This is a genomic window from Chromobacterium sp. Beijing (assembly GCF_021496765.1).
Taxonomy (GTDB): Bacteria; Pseudomonadota; Gammaproteobacteria; order Burkholderiales; family Chromobacteriaceae; genus Chromobacterium.
Window position 1 is genome coordinate 1,887,994 of record NZ_CP053750.1, and the last position, 21,935, is coordinate 1,909,928.

Consider the following 21,935-nt stretch of genomic DNA (forward strand, 5'->3'; position numbering starts at 1 on the left):
AAGGTATACCTCGTCTCCTAGCAAGTTATCTTGGCACAACATGGCAAACACAGCATCTCCTTAAGAAGCCAGCCATCAGCCCCATCATTACACCAACAAACCACCTCTCAATTTGCATCACTGCAAAGCCAGCCCAACAAACACCACTCAATATTTATTTCTTACAAACAACGGCACTTCCGCTCCCTGTCAACTCAACGAGGAAACCACATTCTTTTGAATATATATAGGTATAGAATCCAACAGCCAAAACATCGAACAAACCATCATTAATTCTCCTTAAACTTGTAAAAACAATTGGCACTCTAGCGTCATCCCAAAACAAAGCAACCCTCTCATCCAAATCAAACATACTCAACACCATGTCAACACCGCCTCTCTCGCAGTCTTCATCACCCCCTTTCAACAGTCGACCTGAACTAGAAAAAGAAAACTCTTTTTGAATGTCATTTATAATTTCTTGAGTCTCCTTCTCTGAGGCAACCAAGCTTTCATCACCTAACGCTTCAATACACTCCCTAAACAAAACATTCATATCACCTCCTATTAAGACTCTTCAACATAGACACAAACGCACTCTCTCCCCCTTCAAAAGGTATCACTATTTTCTTAGCCTTATCTCCCTTCCCCTCTCTAAAGTCTTCTACATTTATATGAACCCCCTTCTCTGGATCATAATCCAGCCGCCACCGAACCTTACCATCTGCTGAAACACGCCCGACCACCTTCCCATTACCAGCACTACTTCCCAAACGACCAATATACGGTTCTGAATCAGCTCCCAGATCACCAATCAGCTTTAATGCCTGGTTACGAGCCTGCTCAAATGATTGAAGCTTTGGCAAGGTAACTTCTCTACAACAATCCGCATTATGCACCCAAACCCCAAGCTCACCTACATGGTAAGTCTGAAATTCCGCCACCTGAATGTTGTAAACAGTCTCCTGAACGTGCTCTTTCTCTTGGCTCATCACCATCAGCACGCTATTCGCCTTATCCCGCAAGACCATACCAGGGCCAAGCAAAGAGGCTTTCCTCCATCCCTCGTCTTTGATCCAGAATGGATGCTCGGCAGTTGTTCTCAATACCTCCTGCCTACCCTCCCTATCCTCCACCACCACCCTGAAGATGTCCTGCCCTCTGGTAGCCTTGTGTGCGACAACGGGCCTGAAGCCATATTCACCAGTTTGATCGCTTCGAGACCAAACGAGCTCTCCTCCAACAAAAGCTTCGATGGCCTTGAGCCCCTTCTCTGTCAACACTTGTGTTCCCGCAACAAAACAAGAACCATGAGTAACGCAGGAGCCTAATGCCGTATCCAACGATTGTGTTGCCTTTCCAGCCTGCCCCGCCTCCGCCGTTGTTGATCCAGTTAATGCTTGTTTAAAGTCAGTCAGCGCAGCCTGCTCCGCCTGTTTCGAGCCTAATTTGCTAGTCGCAAGATAACGCTCTGCGCTCTTAACCACTGCCCCTCCCATCAAACCAGCAGGCAAAGCATCCGAAGCTGCCATCTCTGCAATGGTGATAGCGGCTTCATTCATACAGAGCGGGTTCGACATACAAGCCCGTGCGGCAGCAAGCATTGCTGGCGTAGATGCGGCTCCTAGCGTCACAGCAGCAAGCGCCAGGCCTTTATTGCTGGCATCCTTATTCGCCATTGAGACTAAATCACGGATTGACTTTGGCTGATGCGCATTCAGGAATTGATCCGTAACACTATCGCCAAATAAGTTGTGCTCCATCTCCGTCTTCGCCGCATTCACCGTAGTCGCGGCAGTGTCAGTCCCGCCAGTGGCAGCCGACAAGCCCGCCAGCAAACCGCTCACCAGGCTTTCACGCTGCAACTTCTGTTCCGCCGTCATGGTGTCCGGGCTGGTTTTTTGGAGCGTGTCCAACGCATTGTTCAGCGCCACCGCGGCGGCGGCCCCAGCGGCTCCCGCGCCGCAACTCTGCCCGCTGGCGCTGGCTCCGCCGCAGGCCAGCGCGGCATGCAATACCGCGCGGACAATTTCGCCTTCCGTCGTTTTGGCGCCGCCCCCCATCCCATCAACCAGCGCTTTCACCTGCTGAGCGCCCAGGCCTTGCAGATAGGCGATGCCGGCGTTTTGCGCCATGCCGCCAAGGCCGTTGGCCACATTGCCGCCGATACCGGCGGTGACCGCGGTGAGGATCTGGCTGTAAGCTCCGCCTGGCGCCCACTTGGCGGCATTGGCCGCCGTCGCTTGCAGACGTTCTTTCTCCTCATCGCTCTTGGCCGGATCCTCTTGCGCCTTGTCCGCTTCCTCTTTCGCCGCCTTGGCTTCCGCGGCCTTGGCGGCGGTAAACACGCTGACCTGCTCGGTCAGCGCCTGCACCACGGCGAAGGTGGTTTGCAGTTGCTGCTTGTCGAACTTGTCCTGTAGGGAATTTGCGCCGTCCCTGTCGCTGCTGACGTCGCGGTTGAGCGCCGCGGCGGCTTGCTCCGCCGTCTGGCCGGTCAAGGCTTGCTGGCCGGCGCTGTCGACAATGCTCAGCTTGCCGCCGCTGACGCCTGCGCGAGTGACGCTGTCCGCGCTCTCATGGGCTGCTATCGCACCGAAGGCGTTGGCTCCGCCCCCGTTGCCGAATTGCTGAGCATGGATATCTTGCCCGCCCACAGCGTCCATGGAGCCAAACTTGACGTCTCCGCCCTTCATGCTGCCGCTGCCACCCAGGCTGATGCTGCTGCCGCTGTAGTTGGCGTGGTTTTGCACATCGCCGACGGTCAGCGTGCCGGTGCTCAAGCTATTCTTGCCGTCCGCCACCGCCTTGTCGCTGCTGGCGATGACGCCGCCCGTGAGATGGGTATTGCCTTTGACCGCCACGTTGAAGCCGCCGTCTCCGGCCTTGAGGCCGGACTGGTTCTGCACGCTGGCGTATTCGTTGTCCATCTTTTGCTGGCTGTAACTGCCGCTGGCGCTGAAGCCGAAGCCAACGGTGACGCTGCCGCCCAAGCTCTTTCCGCTGCTGTGGTACTGGTGCAGGTCTTGCTGGCTCTGGATGTCCAGATTGCCGCCGACATTGGCCACGATCTCTCGGCCACGCGCCTCCGCACCCTTGAGCACCGCGTCGCCACCAGATTGCAAGGTCAAGGTATTGCCGGCGTTTACCGTGGCGTGGCGTTGATCGACGGTATCTCCGCTTTCGCGGCCGAAGGAGTGGTTGGCATTGGCGGTGACGCCAACGCTGAAGCCGCCCTGGCCGAAGGAAGCGCCAATGCCCACGCCCCAGCCGGAGCCGCTGTTCTCGCCGCGCAAGCTGCTGCTGTCCTGCGCCGACTGCAGCGCAACTTGATTGTCCGCCTTCAGCGTTGCGTTACGGCCGGCCTGCAATTGACTGCCGACGATATCGACATTGGAGTCCTTGCCGCCGCCGCTGGCCTGTATCAGCAGGTCTCGCCCCGCCTCCAACCGGGTGTCGGTATGCGTGAGGGACTGGGTTTCCTGCTTGCTGTCGCTGCGGTTGGCGCCGATGGTGACGCTGGCGGACACCAGTTGACCGTCAGCCGCCGCCTGGGCCGCTTTATACCCGTTGTACGCGGCCAAGGCGGCGGTGCCCGTCGCCAAGGCGCGGGTGCGTGAATCGGCATTCTGCCCGCCCGCCGCCACCTGGCCCATCTTATCCACCGCATCCAGCGCGCTGAGCACAGGGCTGCTGACTCCGGCGGTGACGCCCCATTGGTCCATATGATGGGTTTCGACGCGGCTATCCTGATCCACGCCGGGCCGGATTTGCACGGACTTGCCGCTCAAGGTCAAATCCTGCCCCGCCGCCAGTTGGGCTCCGGCCACTCGCACCGCGTCGGCGGCGCTGAGCGCGACATTGCCTTGCAGACTGGTGATCTGGCTGAGGGCGACGCTTTGCTGGCTGCCGCTGCCCGACGCCTTGTCCTCTGTGTGCTGGACGCCGACCGTGGCGGAGTGATTGCCGCCGCCGACGTTGCCCAGAGTAAAGCCCTTGTTGTCCTGACTGAACTGGTAATGAGCGGTAGCGGCCAACACGTTGACGCTGCCTTGGTCCGCCGCCACGGTCACGTCTTTCACCCCCTGCAGCGTGGAGCCCACCACGTTGACGTCGCCGCCCAGGCTGACCACCCGGATTTGCTCGCCGCGAACCTGGCTGGGATTGAGTTGCTGGTCGTTCTGCCTGCCGTTGCCGTCCTGCCGCGCCTGGTTGTACGGCGTAAGCGAGGTACCGCTGTGATTGGGCACGCCCTCAAACGCGCGAACCAGATCGCCCAGCTGCGGCGCATACAAGGAGGTGCGCGATGCGTGGCTGTAGCTGCTGAAGCCGTCCTGCCTGTCGTTGACGCCCGCCAGGATGTCCACATTGCCCTTGGCGAACAAGTCCACCTTGCCCCGGCCTGCAGGCTGGAGCCGACGACGGACAAGTCCCATTGCCCGGCAGCTGCGCCGGCGTGCCGCTAGCCAACAGCTTGATGTCGCCGCCGGCCAGGATGGCGCTGCCCACGCTGCTAACGGTGCGGTTATGTTGCTGATAGCCCTGCTCCAGCGAGGAATAGGACATGTCCTGGCTGCTGCTGGACAATCCGAAGGCGGAGATCTCCGCGCCCACGCCCTTGACCAGACCAAAACCGCGGCGGGTGCTGACGATCTCTTTCAGGTTGTCGAACGTATCCTTCAGCGTATTCACGGTTTTCATGGAGAAGCCGCTTTGCTTCTCCACATGGCTGCGGTCCACCACCATGACGTCCCGGCCATCCTGCACCAGCACGGAGTTGGCCCCCACCGCCACATCGCCGTTCAAGGCGCTCAGGCTGCTGCCCTGCACCAGCAGCTTGCCGCCGGCCTGCACCGTTAAATCGCCCTTCAAGCTGCCCACCAGGCTCTTGCTTTGGCTCTGGGTGGTACCTTGGGCGTTCATCGCGTCGCTCAGCTCTTTGCTGCCTATCATGAAACCGCCCCAGCCCGTGCCGAAGAAGCCGGACTTCTTCTCGTAGTGGTACTGGAAGCTTTGGCTGGCGTTGGTGCCGGCCTGGATGCGGATGTCGTTGCCCGCTTGCAGCGATGCCGTGTCCGTGCTCGCCACCTGACTGGCCTGGATGCCCAGATCGCGCCCGGCGCTGACGGTGACCTTGTCCGCCGACAGATTGCTGCCCACCTGGGTGGCGCTCTGATGAGAACTGATGTCCACCGTGGTTTTCTTGCGCATGAAGCCGCCGGACGAACGCACCGTCTTGCTGTAATCGCTGTGCAGGTTCGCCACCGAGCCCAAGCTGATGTCGCGTCTCGCCGCCAGCGCGGCTTCGCCGTCGCTGGACAGGCTGGCGGCCTGGGCGGCGATATCCCGGCCTGCCAACAGCGTTAGCCCCGTCTCTCCCCGCAACGCGCTGCCGTGCTGGGTGAGGTCGTAATTATTGTGGACATCCTGGCCCCAGCTGTTGTCGCTACGGTTTTCCGTAGCCACCGCGCCCAGTTTGATGTCGTTGCCGGCGGACAGGCCCAACTTGCCGCCGCTAAGCAGGCTGGCGCCGTTCAGCAAGGCGTCGCCGCCGGCTTGCAGTCGCAAGTCGTTCTTGCCGGAGAGCGCGGCCACCGTCAGGGAATCGGTCCGCCAGTTGTGACTGCTGCCCCCGCTGCTGCCGATATCTTGCTTGGTGTTGGCCTCGCTCTGCAGCGTCAACTGCTTGCCGGCCAGCGCCAGCAGGCCGCCGCCGGCCTGGGCCTGGGAGCCGTTGAGGGCTAGATTGCCGCCGGCTTGCAGCAGCATATCGCCGCCGGCCTGCAGCTGGGTGGCATGGCGGATCTGGTCCAGCGTCGAGTACGCGCCCCAACCCCAGCCATTCCAACTGCCCTGGCCTTGCTTGCTGTCCAATGTGGATTGCAGGGTCAGCTCATTGCCGGCCACGGCGAGCAGCTTGCCGCCTGCTTTGACGTCCGCGCCGCTAAGCATGAGGTCGTGCCCGGCGTTGAAGCTCAGGCTGCCGCCCACTTGCAGCGTGCTGCCGACATGGTCGACCTGCTGGTAACTGTACTGGCTGCGGCCGGTGTTGGCCGCATAGCTGTAACGATTTTCGCGGCTGGCGATGTCCAGATCGCGGCCAGCCTGCAGTTGCGCGTCGCCGCTGACCCGCAGCTGCGCGGCTTGCAGCTTGAGATCATTGCCGGCCTGCAGCTGCAAGCTGCCTGCCTGGATCACGCTGCCGGCCTGGCTGTGTTGCTTGTCGTCGCTAACGCTCAGGTTGTGGCGAGCGCCAAGGCCCAGATCGCCACCGGCCAGCACTTTGCCGCCTTCGATGCGGATATCGCCCGCCTGCGCCAACAGGCTATTGTCCGCCTTCAGGGTGCCGCTATTGATCAGCGAGCCATCGGCCAGCAGCTCCATATGGCTGCCGGCCAGCACCGCGCCCTGGCCGCGCAGCGATTGCTCCTGCGCCTTGGCCAGGTACACCACCGGCACCAGCACGTCGTGACCGTCGACATTCTGCTTGACCAGCCACACCATGTCCGCGGTAAGGCGAGACATCTGCTCCGCGGACAGCGCCACGCCCGGCGTCAATTGGAATTGCTTGGCGTATTCCGCGCCCTGGCTCATCAATTGCTGGTATTGCTGCGTCGCGTTGGCGTTGCCGCCGATGAAGCGCTTGCCGGTCAGTTCCGTCACCGCGCGGCTGACCAGTTGCTGCTCGTAGAAACCGTCGCCCAGGCGCTTTTCCACGCGGCTGGGGTCGTAGCCCAATTGTTTGAGCAGATAATCCGACGAAATGAAATTGCCGTATTGGGTAAAGCGCGGATCGGTTTCCACCAAATAAGGCTGCGCCGGCGCCGGGCGGGTCTGGAACAGGCCATTATTGGGCAGGCTATAACCGCCGGCTACCGGGTTGGCCGCCTTGGTGCCGGCGGACTCCAGCAATACTTGCTGCGGCAGCACCGCGGTTTTGACTCCATCCCACTGCGCGCCGGCCAGGCCGCCCACCGCTGATTTTTGCAGATCCGCCGCCGCTTGCGCACCAGTCAGCTGCCCGGCCAAGGTTTGCGCGGAGGCGACGGCATCCAGCGGCTTGCCGCCCAGATTCTTGCCCGCGCTGGCCGCGTCGCCATCGGCTTGCGCCAAAGCCTTGCCCGCCGTGGTGTTTACCGCCGTCGCTTTGGACTGGCTATCGCCGGTAGTTAGAGAGATATCGAGTTGCGAAGCCTTGCCATTGGAAATGGTGGGGGCTTGTAAGCTTAAAAGCTGATTGGAAATAACGGTGGCATCTAGAGAGCCAATGACAGTTGAGCTAGCTGTCGCGGGAGACGGCACAGTAACAGTACAAAACCTGCAATTCCATGCCGATGCTAGATCAGTATATCTAGGCATTGTAGAAACACTGGTCACTGTTGTAGTGTTCTTCAACTGTTGACCAATATTTTTTACGGCACCAGATGAAGAAAACAAATCCCCACCAGTCGCCACATAACTATATTGATTAGAAAAATCTTGACTGCCAACACTCAGATTTCTGCCAACCAACAATCGTGCAGGCTGAGCTGAACCGCTTGCAACGTCTATTGTTTGTGTCACTGTCGTGACACGAGAAAGCTCATTCGGCCTCGCAACATCAATATTGGGATTGCTATTATTCAAAGAAACTGTAATTCCAGCCCCCCCTTTATAGCCTTGAAAAGGAGCCCATGACGAATAAATCTGCCCCATCGATATTGCCTGCACCCTCCCTGAATCAGCCATAGGAGCCAGATTTTTTGCAGGATCAAACCCAGGCAGAAATACATATGCCCCACCATCTCTATTTATATAATAGACAGTCATTGTCTCAGGCAGACTACCTCCCCAACGAATTAAATTGGAGCCATACTCTCGACGAACTGTCAATACTTGATTTTTTACATCATCGCTAACAAATCTATACTTAATAATTTGATCTGGAATGTCATGACAGTGATCGCCATTACACTCTGTATATAAATGCTGAACACTAACATCTACCCCGGCAACAAAGTTGAATTTACCTACATAGGATATATTCCCCGTGGCACAAGCATTACGACCATCATGTCCACATCCCTCATAACCGGTGGCCATAGAAGGCACTCGATAGGCTGTTTTTGTTGTGGTTGAGAATGAAGAAGTTTGGCTTACAAAAACAGGATTCGCCTCATTACTCACCCTCCCCGCATCAATAAACATATTGCCATCGGACTGCAAAGTCGCCACATGGTTAATCACCTGCCCTGCGGCCGCTCCGGCCTTGCCTATGCGCATATCACCCTGGCTATACAACCAGCTGCCGTCGTGATTATTCAAGGTTTGCCCGATATCCAGCGCCATATTGCCGGCAGAGGCGATCAGCCCCTGGTTGCCGCCGTTGTCCAGGCTGGCAGCCTGGATGGAGATATCGCCGCCGGTGATGGAGTAGGTGTTCAGCACGCTGGCGGCGTTCAGTTGCAAACTGCCGGCGCTGAGCTTGCCGCTATTGCTGAGCGCCTGGCTCAGTTCAGTGCTAAGTTTGCCGCCTGCGTTGACCTCGCCGCTATTGGTCCAGCTGACGCCGTTCAAAATCAAATCGCCGCCGGCCTGCAACTGGCCGCTGTTGATCAGATTTCCGCCGCTGCTGATGCTGAGCTTGCCATTGGCTTGCAGCTTGCTGCCCGACGCGTGGATGAAGTCGCTGGCGAGAGTCAGGCTCAAATCCTTGCCGGCTAGGAAGGAGCCGGAATTGCCCAGGCTCACGGTGTCGATGCCCAGGCTGCCCACGCTCAGCAGGCTGCCGCCGGCATTGTCCAGTCCTTGCGCCTTGATCCGCCAATCGCCGTTGCCGGCGATCTGGCCGCCGTTGTTCAATTGCCCGCTGAGGGTCACGCGGCTGTCGCCGCCGCCCAGCGCCAACAGCTTGCCGCCCTGGTTGAGCAGACTGCCGCTGTCCAAGGCCAAAGTATGGCCGGCCTGGATCAGGCCGCCGGCGTTGTCCACGCTGGCGCTGTCCAACTTCAAAGCGCCGTTGCTGCCCAAAGCACCCTGGCGATTGTCCAGCGCTCCGCCCGCGCTGAGGTGCAGATCGCCCTGACTGCTGAGCGTGCCGCCGGCATTCAGCAGGCCCGCCGCCGTCACCTGCAGTTGACCGTTGGACAGCACCTTGCCCTGCAGACTATTGTCCAGCTGGCCGCTTAACTCCAGCGTGGCCGCGCCGTCCCCCGCTTGACTGAGCAAGCCTTGCTGGTTGTTCAGCTCGGCGGCTTTCAGTTGCAATTGCCCGGCCTGAATTTTGCCGCCCTGGTTCTGCGCCAGTTGCGCCACTTGCACGCCCAGCTTGGCCGCGCTTTGCAAAACGCCTTGACGGTTGTCCAAGGCCGCGGCGTTCACCTCCAGACCGCCATTGCCGGCCAACAAACCCTGTGCGGAGTTGTCGAGCGTCCCGCTGATGTTGACCTTGCCGTCGCCGCTTCCCAACACCTTGATGCTGCCGCCCTGATTGCCCAGGCTGGCCGCGTGCAGTTGCATGGATTCGGCCTGCACCGTGCCGCCTTGGTTGCTCAAGGCCGCGCCCAGCTGCAGTTGCAGCCCTTGTCCGCTGACCAGGGCGCCGCCCTGATTGTCCAGACCTTGGGCCAATTGCAATGATTGCGCGCCCAGGCTGCTCAACGAGCCCTGCTGGTTGTTCAAGGATTGAGCCGCAAGCGTCAGGCCGCCGTTGCTGAACAGCGTGCCTTGCTGATTGTCGAGACGCTGGCGCACCTGCCATTGCGCCATGGTCTGTCCCAGGTGGCGGATTTCGCCGCCCTTGTTGCTGAGCGTGCCCGCTTTCAGGTTCAGGTCTTTGGCGACGATGTGGCCGCCATCGTTGTTCAAGCTGCTTTGCTTCTCCAGCTTCAACTCGCCGGCCGACTGCAGCGTGCCGCCGTGGTTGTCGATATCGGCGGCCTTGATGTCCAGCCCGGCATTGCCGGCAATCTTGCCCTGATTGTTCAGCTGGCCGCTGATCTCCAGCTTGCTGGCGGCATCCTTGCCCAAGGCCAGTATCTGGCCCTTGTCGGCGTTGCTGACGCTGGCGGCATTCAGTTGCAAGTCCTTGCCGGCCTGGATCAGGCCCGCGCCGTTCTCCAGCTGCCCGGCCGTTAACGTGAACTGGCCGTCGCTACCCAATAGGCCATTGTTGCGCAGCACATCGCTGGCGCTAAGACTTAGGCTCTGCGAACCAATCAGGCTGCCCTTGGCGTTGTTCAGCTGCAGCAGCTTGGCGTCCAGCGCTTGCTGAGCGAAGACTTCGCCGCCCTGATTGCTGAGCGTGTCCGCCTTCAGGTTCAGGTCTTTGGCGATGATGTGGCCGCCGTCGTTGTTCAGGCTGGCTTGCTTCTCCAGCTTCAACTCGCCAGCCGACTGCAAGGTGCCGCCGTGGTTGTCGATGTCGGCGGCCTTGACGTTCAGCTCGGTATTGCCGGCGATCTTGCCCTGGTTGTTCAGCTGGCCGCTGACTTCCAGGCTGCTGGCGGCGTCCTTGCCCAAGGCCAGTATCTGGCCTTTGTCGGCGTTGTTGACGCTGGCCGCCGTCAGTTGCAAATCCTTGCCGGCCTGGATCAGGCCCGCGCCGTTCTCCAGCTGTCCAGCCGTCAGCGTGAACTGGCCGTCGCTGCCGAGCAGGCCATCGTTGCGCAACACCTCGCTGACGCTGAGGTTCAGGTTTTGCGAACCAATCAGGCTGCCCTTGGCGTTGTTCAGCTGCTGCAGCTTGGCGTCCAGCGCTTGCTGGGCGAAGACTTCCCCACCCTGATTGCTGAGCGTATCCGCCTTCAGGTTCAGGTCTTTGGCGACGATGTGGCCGCCGTCGTTGTTCAGACTGGCTTGCTTCTCCAGCTTCAACTCGCCGGCCGACTGCAGCGTGCCGCCGTGGTTATCGATGTCGGCGGCCTTGATGTCCAGCCCGGCATTGCCGGCGATCTTACCCTGGTTGTTCAGCTGGCCGCTGATCTCCAGCTTGCTGGCCACGTCCTTGCCCAGCGTCAGAATCTGGCCTTTGTCAGCGTTGCTGACGCTGGCCGCCGTCAGTTGCAAATCCTTGCCCGCCTGGATCAGGCCCGCGCCGTTCTCCAACTGCCCGGCCGTTAGCGTGAACTGGCCGTCGCTACCCAATAGGCCATCGTTGCGCAGCACATCGCTGGCGCTAAGACTTAGACTTTGCGAGCCGATCAGGCTGCCTTTGGCGTTGTTCAACTGCAGCAGCTTGACGTCCAGCGCTTGCTGGGCGAAGACTTCGCCGCCCTGATTGCTGAGCGTATCCGCCTTCAGATTCAGGTCTTTCGCGACGATGTGGCCGCCATCGTTGTTCAGGCTGGCTTGCTTCTCCAGTTTCAACTCCCCGGCCGACTGCAGCGTGCCGCCGTGGTTGTCGATGTCGGCCGCCTTGATGTCCAGCCCGGCATTTCCGGCTATCTTGCCCTGGTTGTGCAACTGGCCGCTGATCTCCAGGCTGCTGGCGGCGTCCTTGCCCAAGGCCAGGATCTGGCCCTTGTCGGCGTTGCTGACGCTGGCCGCCGTCAGTTGCAAATCCTTGCCGGCCTGGATCAGGCCCGCGCCGTTCTCCAACTGCCCGGCCGTCAGCTTGAGCTGGCCGTCGCTACCCAATAGACCATCGTTGCGCAGCACATCGCTGGCGCTAAGACTCAGACTTTGCGAGCCGATCAGGCTGCCCTTGGCGTTGTTCAGCTGCAGCAGCCTGGCGTCCAACGCTTGCTGGGCGAAGACTTCGCCGCCCTGATTGCTGAGCGTGTCCGCCTTCAGGCTCAGATCCTTGGCGACGATGTGGCCGCCGTCGTTGTTCAAGCTGGCTTGCTTCTCCAGCTTCAACTCGCCAGCCGACTGCAAGGTGCCACCGTGGTTGTCAATGTCGGCGGCCTTGATGTCCAGCCCGGCATTGCCGGCGATCTTGCCCTGATTGTTCAGCTGGCCGCTGATCTCCAGCTTGCTGGCCGCGTCCTTGCCCAGCGCCAGAATCTGGCCTTTGTCGACGTTGCTGACGCTGGCCGCCGTCAGTTGCAAATCCTTGCCCGCCTGGATCAGGCCCACGCCATTCTCCAGCTGCCCAGCCGTCAGCTTGAACTGGCCGTCGCTGCCGAGCAGGCCATCGTTGCGCAACACATCGCTGGCGCTAAGACTCAGGCCCTGCAAGGCGGTCAATCGCCCTTGCGCGTTGTCGAGCTCCGCCGTCTTGAGCTCGGCTTTGGCGTCGCTGTGCAGCTTGCCTTGCTCACGGTTGTCGATTTTGTCCGCGCTCACTCGCAGCGTGTCCGCGCCGGCGTGGCTGATCTCGCCATGCCGGTTGTCGATGGCCGTAGCCTCCACGTCCAGCGTTTTGCCCTGGCTGGAGATCACCCCGTCGCGGTTGTCCAACACACCCTGCAAACGTACGGAGCCGGCCGCCGCGCCGCTTTGCGCGATCAGGCCGCCGCGGTTGTCCAGCGCCCTCGCCTTCAGTTCTAACTGCCCGGCGCTCAAGGCGCTTTCTTGCAGCTTGATGTCCTCGCCGGCTTGCATGCGGGCCAGCCCTCGGGCGCCCAGCTTGGCTTGCGAGGCATTCAACTCGCCGCCCGTCGTCACCCGCAAATCGCCGTGGCGGGCGCCTACAACCGCCCCTGCAACTGGACGCTGCCTGCCTGAATGCTCACCTCGCCGCCGGCCAACAGCTCTCCATGGAAATCCAGGCCCGCGCGGCTGCGCAGCGTCAGCGCGCCGGCCTCGCCCAATTTGCCGTCGGCTTGGGCGCCTGCGGCTACGCTGCCCTTGCCCGCCACCGCGGCCGCTTCCAGACCCAGCCCACCGCCCGCCGTCAGGCTGCCTTCCAGTTGGGCCGTGTCGGCGGCGGTCACTTGCAAGGCGCCCTGGCTGCGGGTCTGGCCGCTGTGTTCCAGCTTGCCGCCGCTGTTGAGCTTGATGTCCTGCTGGCTGAAAGTCTTGCCCTTCAGCACCAGGTCGCCGGCGCTGCTCAGCTGTAGATCGCCGGCCCGCGCCGCCATCTCGCCTTGCTGCTTGACGCCCACCCCGGCCTCGGTGCCCACCAGGCGGATGGCGTGGGCGTACATGCCGCCCAGTTGCGCCACGTCCAGCGCGAAGGCCGGCGCGGCGGAACCGTCGGCCGCCAGCGATCGCGCCTGCAGGGTGTCGGCGTCAACCTGGTTGCGGCCCAGCACCAGCTCCAACTGCTTGGCGTGCAGGTCGGCGTTCACTTGCAGCGCGCGGCTGATGATGGCGAATTTATCGACATTGCCGGCGTTCAGGCCGGCGCCGCTGATATTGACGGCGCCGCCGTTGACCTGAAAACCGGTCAGCGCGCCCTGGGCGTTGAGTTGCGGCGTGCCGGTGCTCAGCATCGCTTGCTGAGTATTGATGAAGCCGCAGCCGCTGCAAGTGATGCCCCATGGGTTGGCCACCACCACTTGCGCGCGCTGGCCCGCCACTTCCAGATAACCGTTCAACTGCGAGGGGTTGGCGTGGGTGACTTCGTTGAGGATGATGCGGGCGCTGCCGCCGGCCAGATTGGGATTGCCGCCGACATAGCCGGCCAGCTGGGTATTGACGACTTGCGCGCTGTTGTTGAGCACCGCCCCTTTGGGGCCGACGTTGAACTGCTGGTACTGGTTGTGGGACACGCCGGCGGCGGTGGGGGCGGCGATCTGCACCACCGGCAACCCGTTGTTGGCCTGAATCACCGTCGGCCGTTTGCCGGCCGCCGCGCCGGGATCCGCCGCGATGTCCGCCGCCAGCGCGACGCTGCCCAGGCTGACGCCCACCCACAGCGCGCATAGTTTGAAGCCGAAACCGCGCGCGGCGGCGAATCTCGCCCCCGCCACATTCTGGCCGCGGCCGCCGCCCTTGCCCTGCCCGCTTGCGGTTTCCTGCACCGCCATCAGTTGGCCGCGCGCTTGGTTGAAGATGATGCGATAGAGTGTTTTATTCATGATGGCGTCGTCGAAACGGGACAGGGCTCGGCCTTGAACGCACGCTCAAGGCCGGGAGCTCGGCAAAACGGGCTTATTGCCAGAGCAGGGTCAGGTTGAAATGGGTGATGGCGGGCCGGTTCCAGCCTTGCGGCTGGCGCATTGCGCGTTCGTGGCTGAGTTCGGCGCTGAGTTTGCCCGCCAACTGCGCGCGCAGGCCGGCGGCCCAGCCGGAAAGGCTGCGGCTGCTGTCGTCGGCGTAAGCCGGATGCGACACCCGGCCGGCGTCCAGGCCCAGATAGCCTTCCAGCTGCGCGCCGGCCAAGGCCGGCAGCGGCGCGCTCAACTCATTGCGCCAGTACAGGCCGCCGCGGCCGCTGAGGCTGTTGCTGTTGAAGCCGCGCACGGTGTAACGGCTGCCGATGGAAAACTGTTCCGAAGGCAGCAGCGGATCGGCGCTGTACTGGCCGCGCAGTTCGCTGCTCCAACGCCAGGTTTGGCTGCCCAAGCGCAGCGGCAGCTGCAAGGCCAGACGGCTTTGAAACAGCTCATGGCGGGCGGTGAAGCCGGAGGCGGCCGTTTGCTCTTCGTTTTGCGCGCCCCAGCCGCCGATGCCGCGCTGATACGCCAGCGAGGCGTCCAGCACCGCTTCGCCCAGATAGCGGCGATGGCTCAGCTCCAGGCCGGCGATGGTCAGATCGCGGCGCTGCTGCGCGATTTCCGCGTCTTCGATAAAACTGCGCGAGGCCTTGCGGGTCAGGCTGGCCTTGAGTTCGGTCTTGCTGCTCTGGTCTCGGTGAAGCAAACGCGCCAGCGACAGCAGGGTATTGCGGCTATGGCCGCTGGAAGAGAAGGATTGGTTGACGCCCTGCACCGTTTGCCGGTAAGCGAACGCGCTATAGCTGGCGAAGGCGGTCCAATCGCCCCAGGGCAGCAGCCAGGACACGGTATGCGCCTGGCTCAGCGGGTGGGCGATATGCTCGGCGTCCTGACTCCAGGACAGGGACAGCAGGTCGTTGAAGCCGGTGGCGCCGCCCAGCAGCAGGCTGGCGTTGCTCTGCAGCCTGCCGGTGGCGGGCTGGCCGCTGTCGTCCAGGCTCAGTTGCCCGGTCAGCTGGCCCGCGCGGCTGCGGCTGACCGCCACATCGCTTTCGCCCGGCTGTTCTCCGGGGACGATTTCCATCGTCGCCTGCTGGGTGGGCACCCGCCCCAATTGCTCCAGCCCCTGCTCCAGCGCGCGCACATTGAGAATGTCGCCGGTGCCAAGCGGAAAGGCCGACGCCAGGCCGCGGTCGCCCAGCCCTTCCTTGAGCCGGATTTGATGGATGCGGCCGGGCACCACCGCCAGCCGCAAGCGCCCCTGCGTCAGGTTTTGCTCCGGCAGATACACCCGGCTGGTGACATAGCCTCGCTCCACCATCGCATTGCTCAGCTCCGCCACCACTTGGTCCAGTTGGGCCAAGCCCAGGCATTGGCCTTGCCAGCGGGCCGCCGCCGCAGGCAGCCAGCCGCGCCAGGCGACGGGCATGCCCTCCAGCGCGATTTGCCTCACCGTGAAACACGCGCCTTCATGAGCCCCCGCAGCGGCGGGCAGAGCGGCGGGACTGGGCGCGGATGGAGATTGGAGCACGTCGGGCCGCCGTTGCAGCTCTTCCCGCTGCTGCTCCAGTTGTTGTTGCTGATGCCGAAGAATGTGTTCATCCAGCGCGGCGGCGCTGGCGGCAGGAACAAGAAAGCCGCCCAAAACGGCGGCCTGAATCAGGGTATGGTTCACGGAGACTTAGAGTGATTATTTTAAATTATTTAAATGGTATTTATGTTCCCATTTTAAATAATGACAATCACAAGGTAACTACGTGAAAATACGTAACACATAAAAAAACCGGAAGCCTCGCTTCCGGTTTTTAGTCTGCCGCGTCTTGTTCCGCTCAAGCCAGAACAATGCTCTCCAGCTCCGGCAAGGCGATTTTGTGATCCTTGCTGTATTGGTAGTCGTGGAACACGTGCTCGGCGCTAAGCAGTTGATAGCCGCCGTCTTCGCGCCGGACTGTGGTGTCTTTGAGACGATAGGCGTTGTGGCCGCAGGTCCAGCAATCGAAATTGCGCATCTGCGTGCACAAACAGGTCTTGTCCCACACCTTGATGCGGCGCTCGCCGGGGTGGGCGGCCACTTCGCGGTTATAGGCCTCGATATAGGAACAGCCGCCCTTGGCGTCCAGCAGATAGCCGTAGGCCTCGCAATTGGGCCGGATGCCGTCGCCGATGGCCGGACAGTGCTTGATCATCCGCATCGGATAGCCGGTGGGCGACAGCTGGTTGACTTCGATGTCGTCCTCGTTGGCCTTGAAGTATTCCTGCTGCACCTTCTCCGGCAGGCCGCATTCGCGCGCCACGGTGAAGCGGGTGGCCACTTGCACCGCGCCGGCGCCCATTTCCAGGAACTGGGTCGCATCGCTGCCGGTGAACACGCCGCCGGCCGGAATCAGCGGGATATCCAGTTGTTCCGCCCGCAGCCAGTCGCGGATTTCCACGACGATGGCGGCCAGATCGTATTGCGCCCAGTCCATGCCGAAGCCGAGGTGGCCGCCGGCCAGCGGGCCTTCCACCACCACGTAGTCCGGCAAGCGGTTGCTGCGCGCGCTCTTTTTCAGGAAGAGCTGTAGGGCGCGCAGCGAGGAGACGATGATGCCGAGTTTGGCGTCGCGAAAGCGCGGGTGGTCTTCCATCAGCGCGAAGGAGCCCAGGTGCAGACCGGCGGCCAGGGTGATGCCGTCGATGCCGGCGTCCAGCGCGGCGTGCATGCGCGTGCGCAAGGTTTCCTTGGGCGCGTTCATGGTCAGCTTTTCCATGCAGTTGATGAAGACCAGGCCGTCGCCGCGTTTGGCTTCCATGGTCTTGCCCACATGCATGCGGGTGGCCTCGGCCAGCAGGCCCAAGTCGAACTGCACGACGGATTTGTCGCTGTTCTCGACATTGAATTTGTACTGCTTGAGCTTGTCTTTGACGTATTTGGTGTTGAAGCGGCGGTCGGTCACCGTGGGCACCATGGCGTCGGAAATATGGCCCACGCCGCCCAGCCTGGCCGCTTCCAGCGCCAGCGCCGAGGTGGAGATGTCCACACCCATGCCGCCTATCATGATGGGCACCAGCTCCTGCTTGCCCAGCCGCAGTCTGAAATCGTCAACGCACTTCATTAAATCAGCCTATCTCTCCTGAATGCTGGCGGGCATTATCCCCCGCATTGTGGGAAAATCCATTTTTTTAGAGTTTTTGCTCCGAGCCCTCGGCCGGGACCGAGACCGCCGGGCCGCAATCTGGCCTTTAGCCCGCCCAAGCCACTATGCGCCCGCCAGATTGCAGCCATGCTACGCGCCTGCCATTGAAAAAGCCGGGAGATCCCGGCTTTTTCCAGCCCGCCGACGCGCGGCGGGCATTGCGCCGGCGCTTACCAAATGCGAATGCGCTCGTCCTGGGGCTTGAACATCTTGTCGCCGGGCTTAACCTCGAAGGTTTCGGCGAAGGCGTCGCTATTGCTCGCCGCGCCGATGGCGCGGAACTCCCCCGGCGAATGCGGATCGGTCACCAAACGCGACAACAAGGCCTCGCCGCGAATCTTGGTGCGCCACACTTGGGCGAAACCGTAGAAGAAACGCTGGTCGCCGCTCATGCCGTCTATCGTCGGCGCGCGCTTGCCGTCCAGGGACAGCAGGTAGGCTTTGTAGGCGATTTGCAGGCCGGCGTTGTCGGCGATGTTCTCCCCCAGCGTCAGTTCGCCGTTGATATGCTTGCCCGGCAAGGGTTCGTAGCCGCTGTACTGCGCCACCAGCTTGCCGGTCAGCTGGTCGAAACGGGCCCGGTCTTCCGCCGTCCACCAATTGCGCATATTGCCGTCGCCGTCGAATTGGCTGCCCTGATCGTCGAAACCGTGACTGATTTCATGGCCGATCACCGCGCCGATGCCGCCGTAATTGGCGGCGTCGTCCGCCTTGGCGTCAAAGAACGGCGGCTGCAGAATGGCGGCCGGAAACACGATTTCGTTCAGCGACGGATTGTAGTAGGCGTTGACGGTTTGCGGCGTCATCCCCCACTCTTCGCGGTCCACCGGCTTGCCCAAGCGGGCCAGCATGCGGCGGTATTCGAACATCGAGCCGCGCTTGATATTGCCCACCAGATCGTCCCGCTTGATCTCCAGGCCGCCGTAGTCTCTCCACTTGTTGGGATAGCCTATCTTCAGCATGTATTTGGACAGTTTTTCCTGCGCGGCCTTCTTGGTGGCCGGGCTCATCCAGCTGAGCGTGTCTATGCTCTGGGCGTAGGCCTTCATCAGATTGCCCACCAGCGCTCCCATCTTGGCCTTGGACTCCGGCGGGAAGTAAGCCTGCACATAGAGCTTGCCCAGGGCTTCGCCCAGATTGCCCTCCACCGCCTTCACCCCGCGCTTCCAGCGCGGCTGTTGCTCCAGCGTGCCGGCCAGCGCCTTGCCGTGAAAATCGAAACGGGTCTGCGCCAGGACGCCGTCCAGATAAGGCGCGTAGGCGTCCAGCGTCTGCGCCGTCAGATAATCCTGCCAGTCTTGCAGCGGCAACGCGGCCGCCAGCTTGGCCCAGGCTTCTGCGTAGCTGGGCTGATTGACGTTGACGGCGCTGATGCCGCCGGCCTCGGCCGCGTCCAGGAAAGCCTGCCAGTCAAAGCCCGGCGCCCGCTTTTTCAGCTCGGCCACGCTCATCTTGTTGTAAGTCTTTTGCGGGTCCCGGTTCTGCACCTTGCTCCACTGGGCTTCCGCCAGCTTGGTTTCCAGCGCGAACACGCGCTGGGCGCGCTGCTCCGCGTCGGCGTAGCCGCCCAGCTTGAATAGTTTGACCAGATAGGCGCGATAAGCCTGGCGCGCCTTCTCGAAGCGCGCGTCCTTGCCCAGATAGTAGTCGCGGTCCGGCATGCTCAGGCCGTTCTGATACAGGCCGGCCAGGTATTGGCGCGCGTCCTTGGCGTCCGCTTCAACGTAAAAAGCCAAGGGCTGTTGCACGCCCAGGCCCTGCGCCGCGCCCATCCAGGCCGCCAAGGCGCTCTTGTCCTTCAAGGCGGCGATGGCCGTCAGTTCGCCGCGCATCGGCGTCAGGCCCAGCTTGTCCAGCGCGGCCTCGTCCATGAAGCTGTGATACAGATCGCCGATCTTTTGCGCCTCAGCCGACGCCTTCGGCTTGGCGGCGGCCTCCTCTATCAGCTTGCGGCTGCGCTCCAGGCTCAGATCGCGCAATTGCTTGAAAGCGCCGTCGTTGTCTTCGGACGCCGGCAACACCGCGTGCTTGACCCAGGCGCCGTTGACCGCGTGATAGATATCGTCTTGCGGACGCACCGCGCTGTCGAAATGCTGTTTGTCGATGCCGGACACGGCGCTGGCTTGCGCTTGCCAAGCCAGCAACAGGCTGGCGGCCATCAGGGCTAACTTCATTTTCATCGGGGTTCCTTTCACTCCATTTCTCTGCGGCCCTGTTTTCCTTGTTTTGGTTCCGGTGAAAATGCCGGGCCGGCTCGCAATTGCGAAATAAAGGCAGCCCGAAGGCTGCCTTTTCCTCACAAAGGGTCAAACATCAATTTCATGACAAAGACAATATATGGATCAAGACAAGTTATATAAAGCGTGCCTTGGCCGGACTCGCGGGCTCACTGCACAAACTGCTCGGAGCCCACAATGCCCAATTTAGTCACACCCAAACGCTGAGATTCCGCCAGCACCATCGCCACCGGCTCATACCCCGCGTCCTTGTTCGGCTTGATGTGGAACTCCGGCTGCGGCGCCCGCGCCGCCGCTTCCGTCAGCTTCTTCTCCAAAGCCTCCCGGTTCACCAAACGCTCCCCGTTCCACAAGATCCCGTTGTCCGCCGCAATGTCGATCTGCACCACCACCGGCTTCTCCATCGGCTTCGCCGGACTGCTCACCGGCATGTCCAGCTTCACCGCGTGCGTCTGGATCGGAATCGTGATGATCAACATGATCAGCAGCACCAGCATCACGTCGATCAAGGGCGTGGTGTTCATCTCCACCATCAGCTCGTCGTCGGACGAGCCTACGTTCATTCCCATCTTGCTCTCCCTTCTAGTTGCGCGGCGGCGGTTCGGTAATAAAGGCGATCTTCACGATGCCCGCCTGCTGCACCGCCAGCACGATCCGGCCGATCGGGCTGTACTTCGCCGCCAGATCCCCACGGATGTGCACTTCCGGCTGCGGCTCCTTCTTCGCCTCCTTCACCAGCCGCGCCAGCAGTTCTTCCTGCGTCTTCACCGGCGTGGTGTTCCAGTAAATGGTGTTGCCGGTGTCCACCCCCAGCACGATGTTCTCCGGCTTGGTCTGCGTCGGGATATTGCTTTCCTTCGGCAAGGCCATCTTCACCGTCTGCGTCACCACCGGCACCGTGATCAGGAAGATGATCAGCAGCACCAGCATCACGTCCACCAGCGGCGTGGTGTTGATCGCGGACATCACCGCGTCTTCGTCGCCCTTGCCGTGGCCTTGGCCGAATCTTGCGTTGCGCCCCTTCATCGCCGTCGCCTCAGCGCGCGTTCAGCAGGCTGGCGTGCAGGCGGCCGGCCACCACGCGCACCATGTCCAGCACCAGCTTGTTGCGACGCACCAGCCAGTTGTATCCCAGCACCGCCGGCACCGCCACGCCCAGACCGATCGCGGTCATGATCAGCGCCTCGCCCACCGGGCCCGCCACTTTGTCGATGGACGCCTGGCCGGACATGCCGATCGCGGTCAGCGCGTGGTAAATGCCCCATACCGTGCCGAACAGGCCGACGAACGGAGCGGTGGAACCCACGGTGGCCACCACCGACAGGCCGTTTTGCATATGGTGGCTGGCGGAGTCCACCGCGTCGGAGATGGCCATCGACACCCAGGTGTTGAGGTCCACGCGGCCGGCCAGTTCGCCCTTGTGTTCGGCCGCCGCGTCAATGCCGGCCGCCGCCACCGCGCTGAACATGCCTTCGTCGGCCAGTTCGCTCGCGCGTTTTTGCAGTTCCGCGCCGTGAGACGCCAGCAGTTCGCGGCCTTGCTTCAGCAGGCGGCGCTGTTCCAGCAGTTTGACGATGCCCACGTACCAGGTGGCCGCGGACATGATCAGCAGAATGATCAGGGTGCCGCGCGCGACGATGTCGCCTTGCGCCCACAGGGCGTCGATGCCGTACGGGTTGCTGGTCACGTGCGCGGTTTCGGCGGCCAGGACAGGCAGGCTGGCCAGCAGGGCCAGGGCGGCGAAGGCGGTGCGAGTGGTCTTGGTCATGCTTTGGTTCTCCTAAGAGTTGCTGTGCTCCGGTCGAGGCGCGCTCGCGCTCATTCGCCGGAGTCGAGTTTGAAGCCGAATTCCTGGCTCAACAGGCTGTTGGGTTTGCAGCTATAGCCTTGCAGCGCGGCGCTGATCGCCGACTGGAAGCCGCTGCGGTAACGCGGCGGGATGCCGCCGTCGAACGAGATGTTGGCGATGTGGCTGAAGCGGCCGTTGTCGCCCACCTGGAAGGCCACGCGCACCACGCCCTGGATCTCGTCCTGCTGCGCCTTGCTCGGGTATTCCGGGGCTTGCAGCTGGGTGCAGTTGGCCTTGGCCGACACCGGGCCCTTGGGCGCCTCCACCGCCGGGGCGGGGGTGGGCGCCGGCTGCGGCGCCGGGTCCGAGGTGGTGGACTGGATCGCGTTGGCCGTGGAGGTGACCGGCGGCGGATTGACCACCGGCGGCACATAGGCCTGCGGCTTGGGCGCGGCGGTGGGCTGCACCACCTTTTCTATCTTGGGGGGCGGAGGCGGCGGAGGCGGCGGCGGTTCGCTGATGACCGCCACTTCCACTTTTTGCTGGATCACTTTGACCACGCCCTGGGCCAGGCCCGACACCAGCGCGTAGATCAACAGTGCATGGAAGACGATCACGCCGACCAAGCCCGCGATGCGGCGCTTGGGCGGGGGACCGCCGATTCCTCTGGCTGTGATGCTCGTCATGTTTATATCCACTGTCTTCTGATTCGCCCGGCGGCGGCGCGCCG

At 62.0% G+C, this 21,935-nt stretch carries 11 protein-coding genes; all 11 read right to left on the reverse strand.

The annotated features are described in order from the left end of the window. Positions 1-154: 154 nt before the first annotated feature. Positions 155-535, reverse strand: coding sequence for a hypothetical protein (locus tag HQN78_RS08860; protein WP_235089048.1), 381 nt, complete (start codon positions 533-535; stop codon positions 155-157). 1 nt (position 536) lies between these two features. Further along, complete coding sequence (locus HQN78_RS08865) at positions 537-4,346, reverse strand: hemagglutinin repeat-containing protein (protein WP_235089776.1); 3,810 nt, start codon at positions 4,344-4,346, stop codon at positions 537-539. Continuing rightward, a complete protein-coding gene (locus HQN78_RS08870) occupies positions 4,234-12,549 on the reverse strand; it encodes a hemagglutinin repeat-containing protein (protein ID WP_235089050.1) in 8,316 nt (2,771 codons plus the stop codon). Before HQN78_RS08870 ends, HQN78_RS08865 begins: the two co-directional genes overlap by 113 nt. A 41-nt stretch (positions 12,550-12,590) precedes the next feature. Then, positions 12,591-13,925 carry a filamentous hemagglutinin N-terminal domain-containing protein gene (locus tag HQN78_RS08875; RefSeq protein WP_235089051.1) on the reverse strand — a complete coding sequence of 445 codons (1,335 nt, stop codon included), beginning with the start codon at positions 13,923-13,925 and terminating at the stop codon, positions 12,591-12,593. Between the two features lie 73 nt (positions 13,926-13,998). After that, complete coding sequence (locus HQN78_RS08880; RefSeq protein ID WP_235089052.1) at positions 13,999-15,678, reverse strand: ShlB/FhaC/HecB family hemolysin secretion/activation protein; 1,680 nt, start codon at positions 15,676-15,678, stop codon at positions 13,999-14,001. Between the two features lie 154 nt (positions 15,679-15,832). After that, on the reverse strand, positions 15,833-17,098 hold the full coding sequence (locus tag HQN78_RS08885; RefSeq protein ID WP_235089053.1) for a nitronate monooxygenase: 1,266 nt from the start codon (positions 17,096-17,098) through the stop codon (positions 15,833-15,835). Positions 17,099-17,349: 251 nt separating this feature from the next. Beyond that, the gene (locus HQN78_RS08890) at positions 17,350-19,359 is read right to left on the reverse strand and encodes a M13 family metallopeptidase (RefSeq protein ID WP_235089054.1); all 2,010 of its coding nucleotides are present in this window, start codon (positions 19,357-19,359) and stop codon (positions 17,350-17,352) included. 206 nt (positions 19,360-19,565) lie between these two features. Next, positions 19,566-19,985: a biopolymer transporter ExbD gene (locus tag HQN78_RS08895; protein ID WP_235087881.1), complete on the reverse strand. Its 420-nt coding sequence runs from the start codon at positions 19,983-19,985 to the stop codon at positions 19,566-19,568. Between the two features lie 13 nt (positions 19,986-19,998). Continuing rightward, positions 19,999-20,442: a biopolymer transporter ExbD gene (locus HQN78_RS08900; protein WP_227103650.1), complete on the reverse strand. Its 444-nt coding sequence runs from the start codon at positions 20,440-20,442 to the stop codon at positions 19,999-20,001. Positions 20,443-20,452: 10 nt separating this feature from the next. After that, positions 20,453-21,184: a MotA/TolQ/ExbB proton channel family protein gene (locus HQN78_RS08905; protein ID WP_107799544.1), complete on the reverse strand. Its 732-nt coding sequence runs from the start codon at positions 21,182-21,184 to the stop codon at positions 20,453-20,455. A 50-nt stretch (positions 21,185-21,234) separates the two neighbouring features. Then, positions 21,235-21,891 carry an energy transducer TonB gene (locus HQN78_RS08910; RefSeq protein ID WP_227103654.1) on the reverse strand — a complete coding sequence of 219 codons (657 nt, stop codon included), beginning with the start codon at positions 21,889-21,891 and terminating at the stop codon, positions 21,235-21,237. Positions 21,892-21,935: the final 44 nt, after the last annotated feature.

What these genes read in the sequence shown, in the direction of transcription:
- HQN78_RS08890 (WP_235089054.1), bottom strand. Translation starts at nt 19,359, where the DNA reads ATGAAAATGAAGTTAGCCCTGATGGCCGCCAGCCTGTTGCTGGCTTGG.
- HQN78_RS08905 (WP_107799544.1), bottom strand. Translation starts at nt 21,184, where the DNA reads ATGACCAAGACCACTCGCACCGCCTTCGCCGCCCTGGCCCTGCTGGCC.
- HQN78_RS08860 (WP_235089048.1), bottom strand. Translation starts at nt 535, where the DNA reads ATGAATGTTTTGTTTAGGGAGTGTATTGAAGCGTTAGGTGATGAAAGC.
- HQN78_RS08875 (WP_235089051.1), bottom strand. Translation starts at nt 13,925, where the DNA reads ATGAATAAAACACTCTATCGCATCATCTTCAACCAAGCGCGCGGCCAA.
- HQN78_RS08885 (WP_235089053.1), bottom strand. Translation starts at nt 17,098, where the DNA reads ATGAAGTGCGTTGACGATTTCAGACTGCGGCTGGGCAAGCAGGAGCTG.
- HQN78_RS08895 (WP_235087881.1), bottom strand. Translation starts at nt 19,985, where the DNA reads ATGGGAATGAACGTAGGCTCGTCCGACGACGAGCTGATGGTGGAGATG.
- HQN78_RS08910 (WP_227103654.1), bottom strand. Translation starts at nt 21,891, where the DNA reads ATGACGAGCATCACAGCCAGAGGAATCGGCGGTCCCCCGCCCAAGCGC.
- HQN78_RS08900 (WP_227103650.1), bottom strand. Translation starts at nt 20,442, where the DNA reads ATGAAGGGGCGCAACGCAAGATTCGGCCAAGGCCACGGCAAGGGCGAC.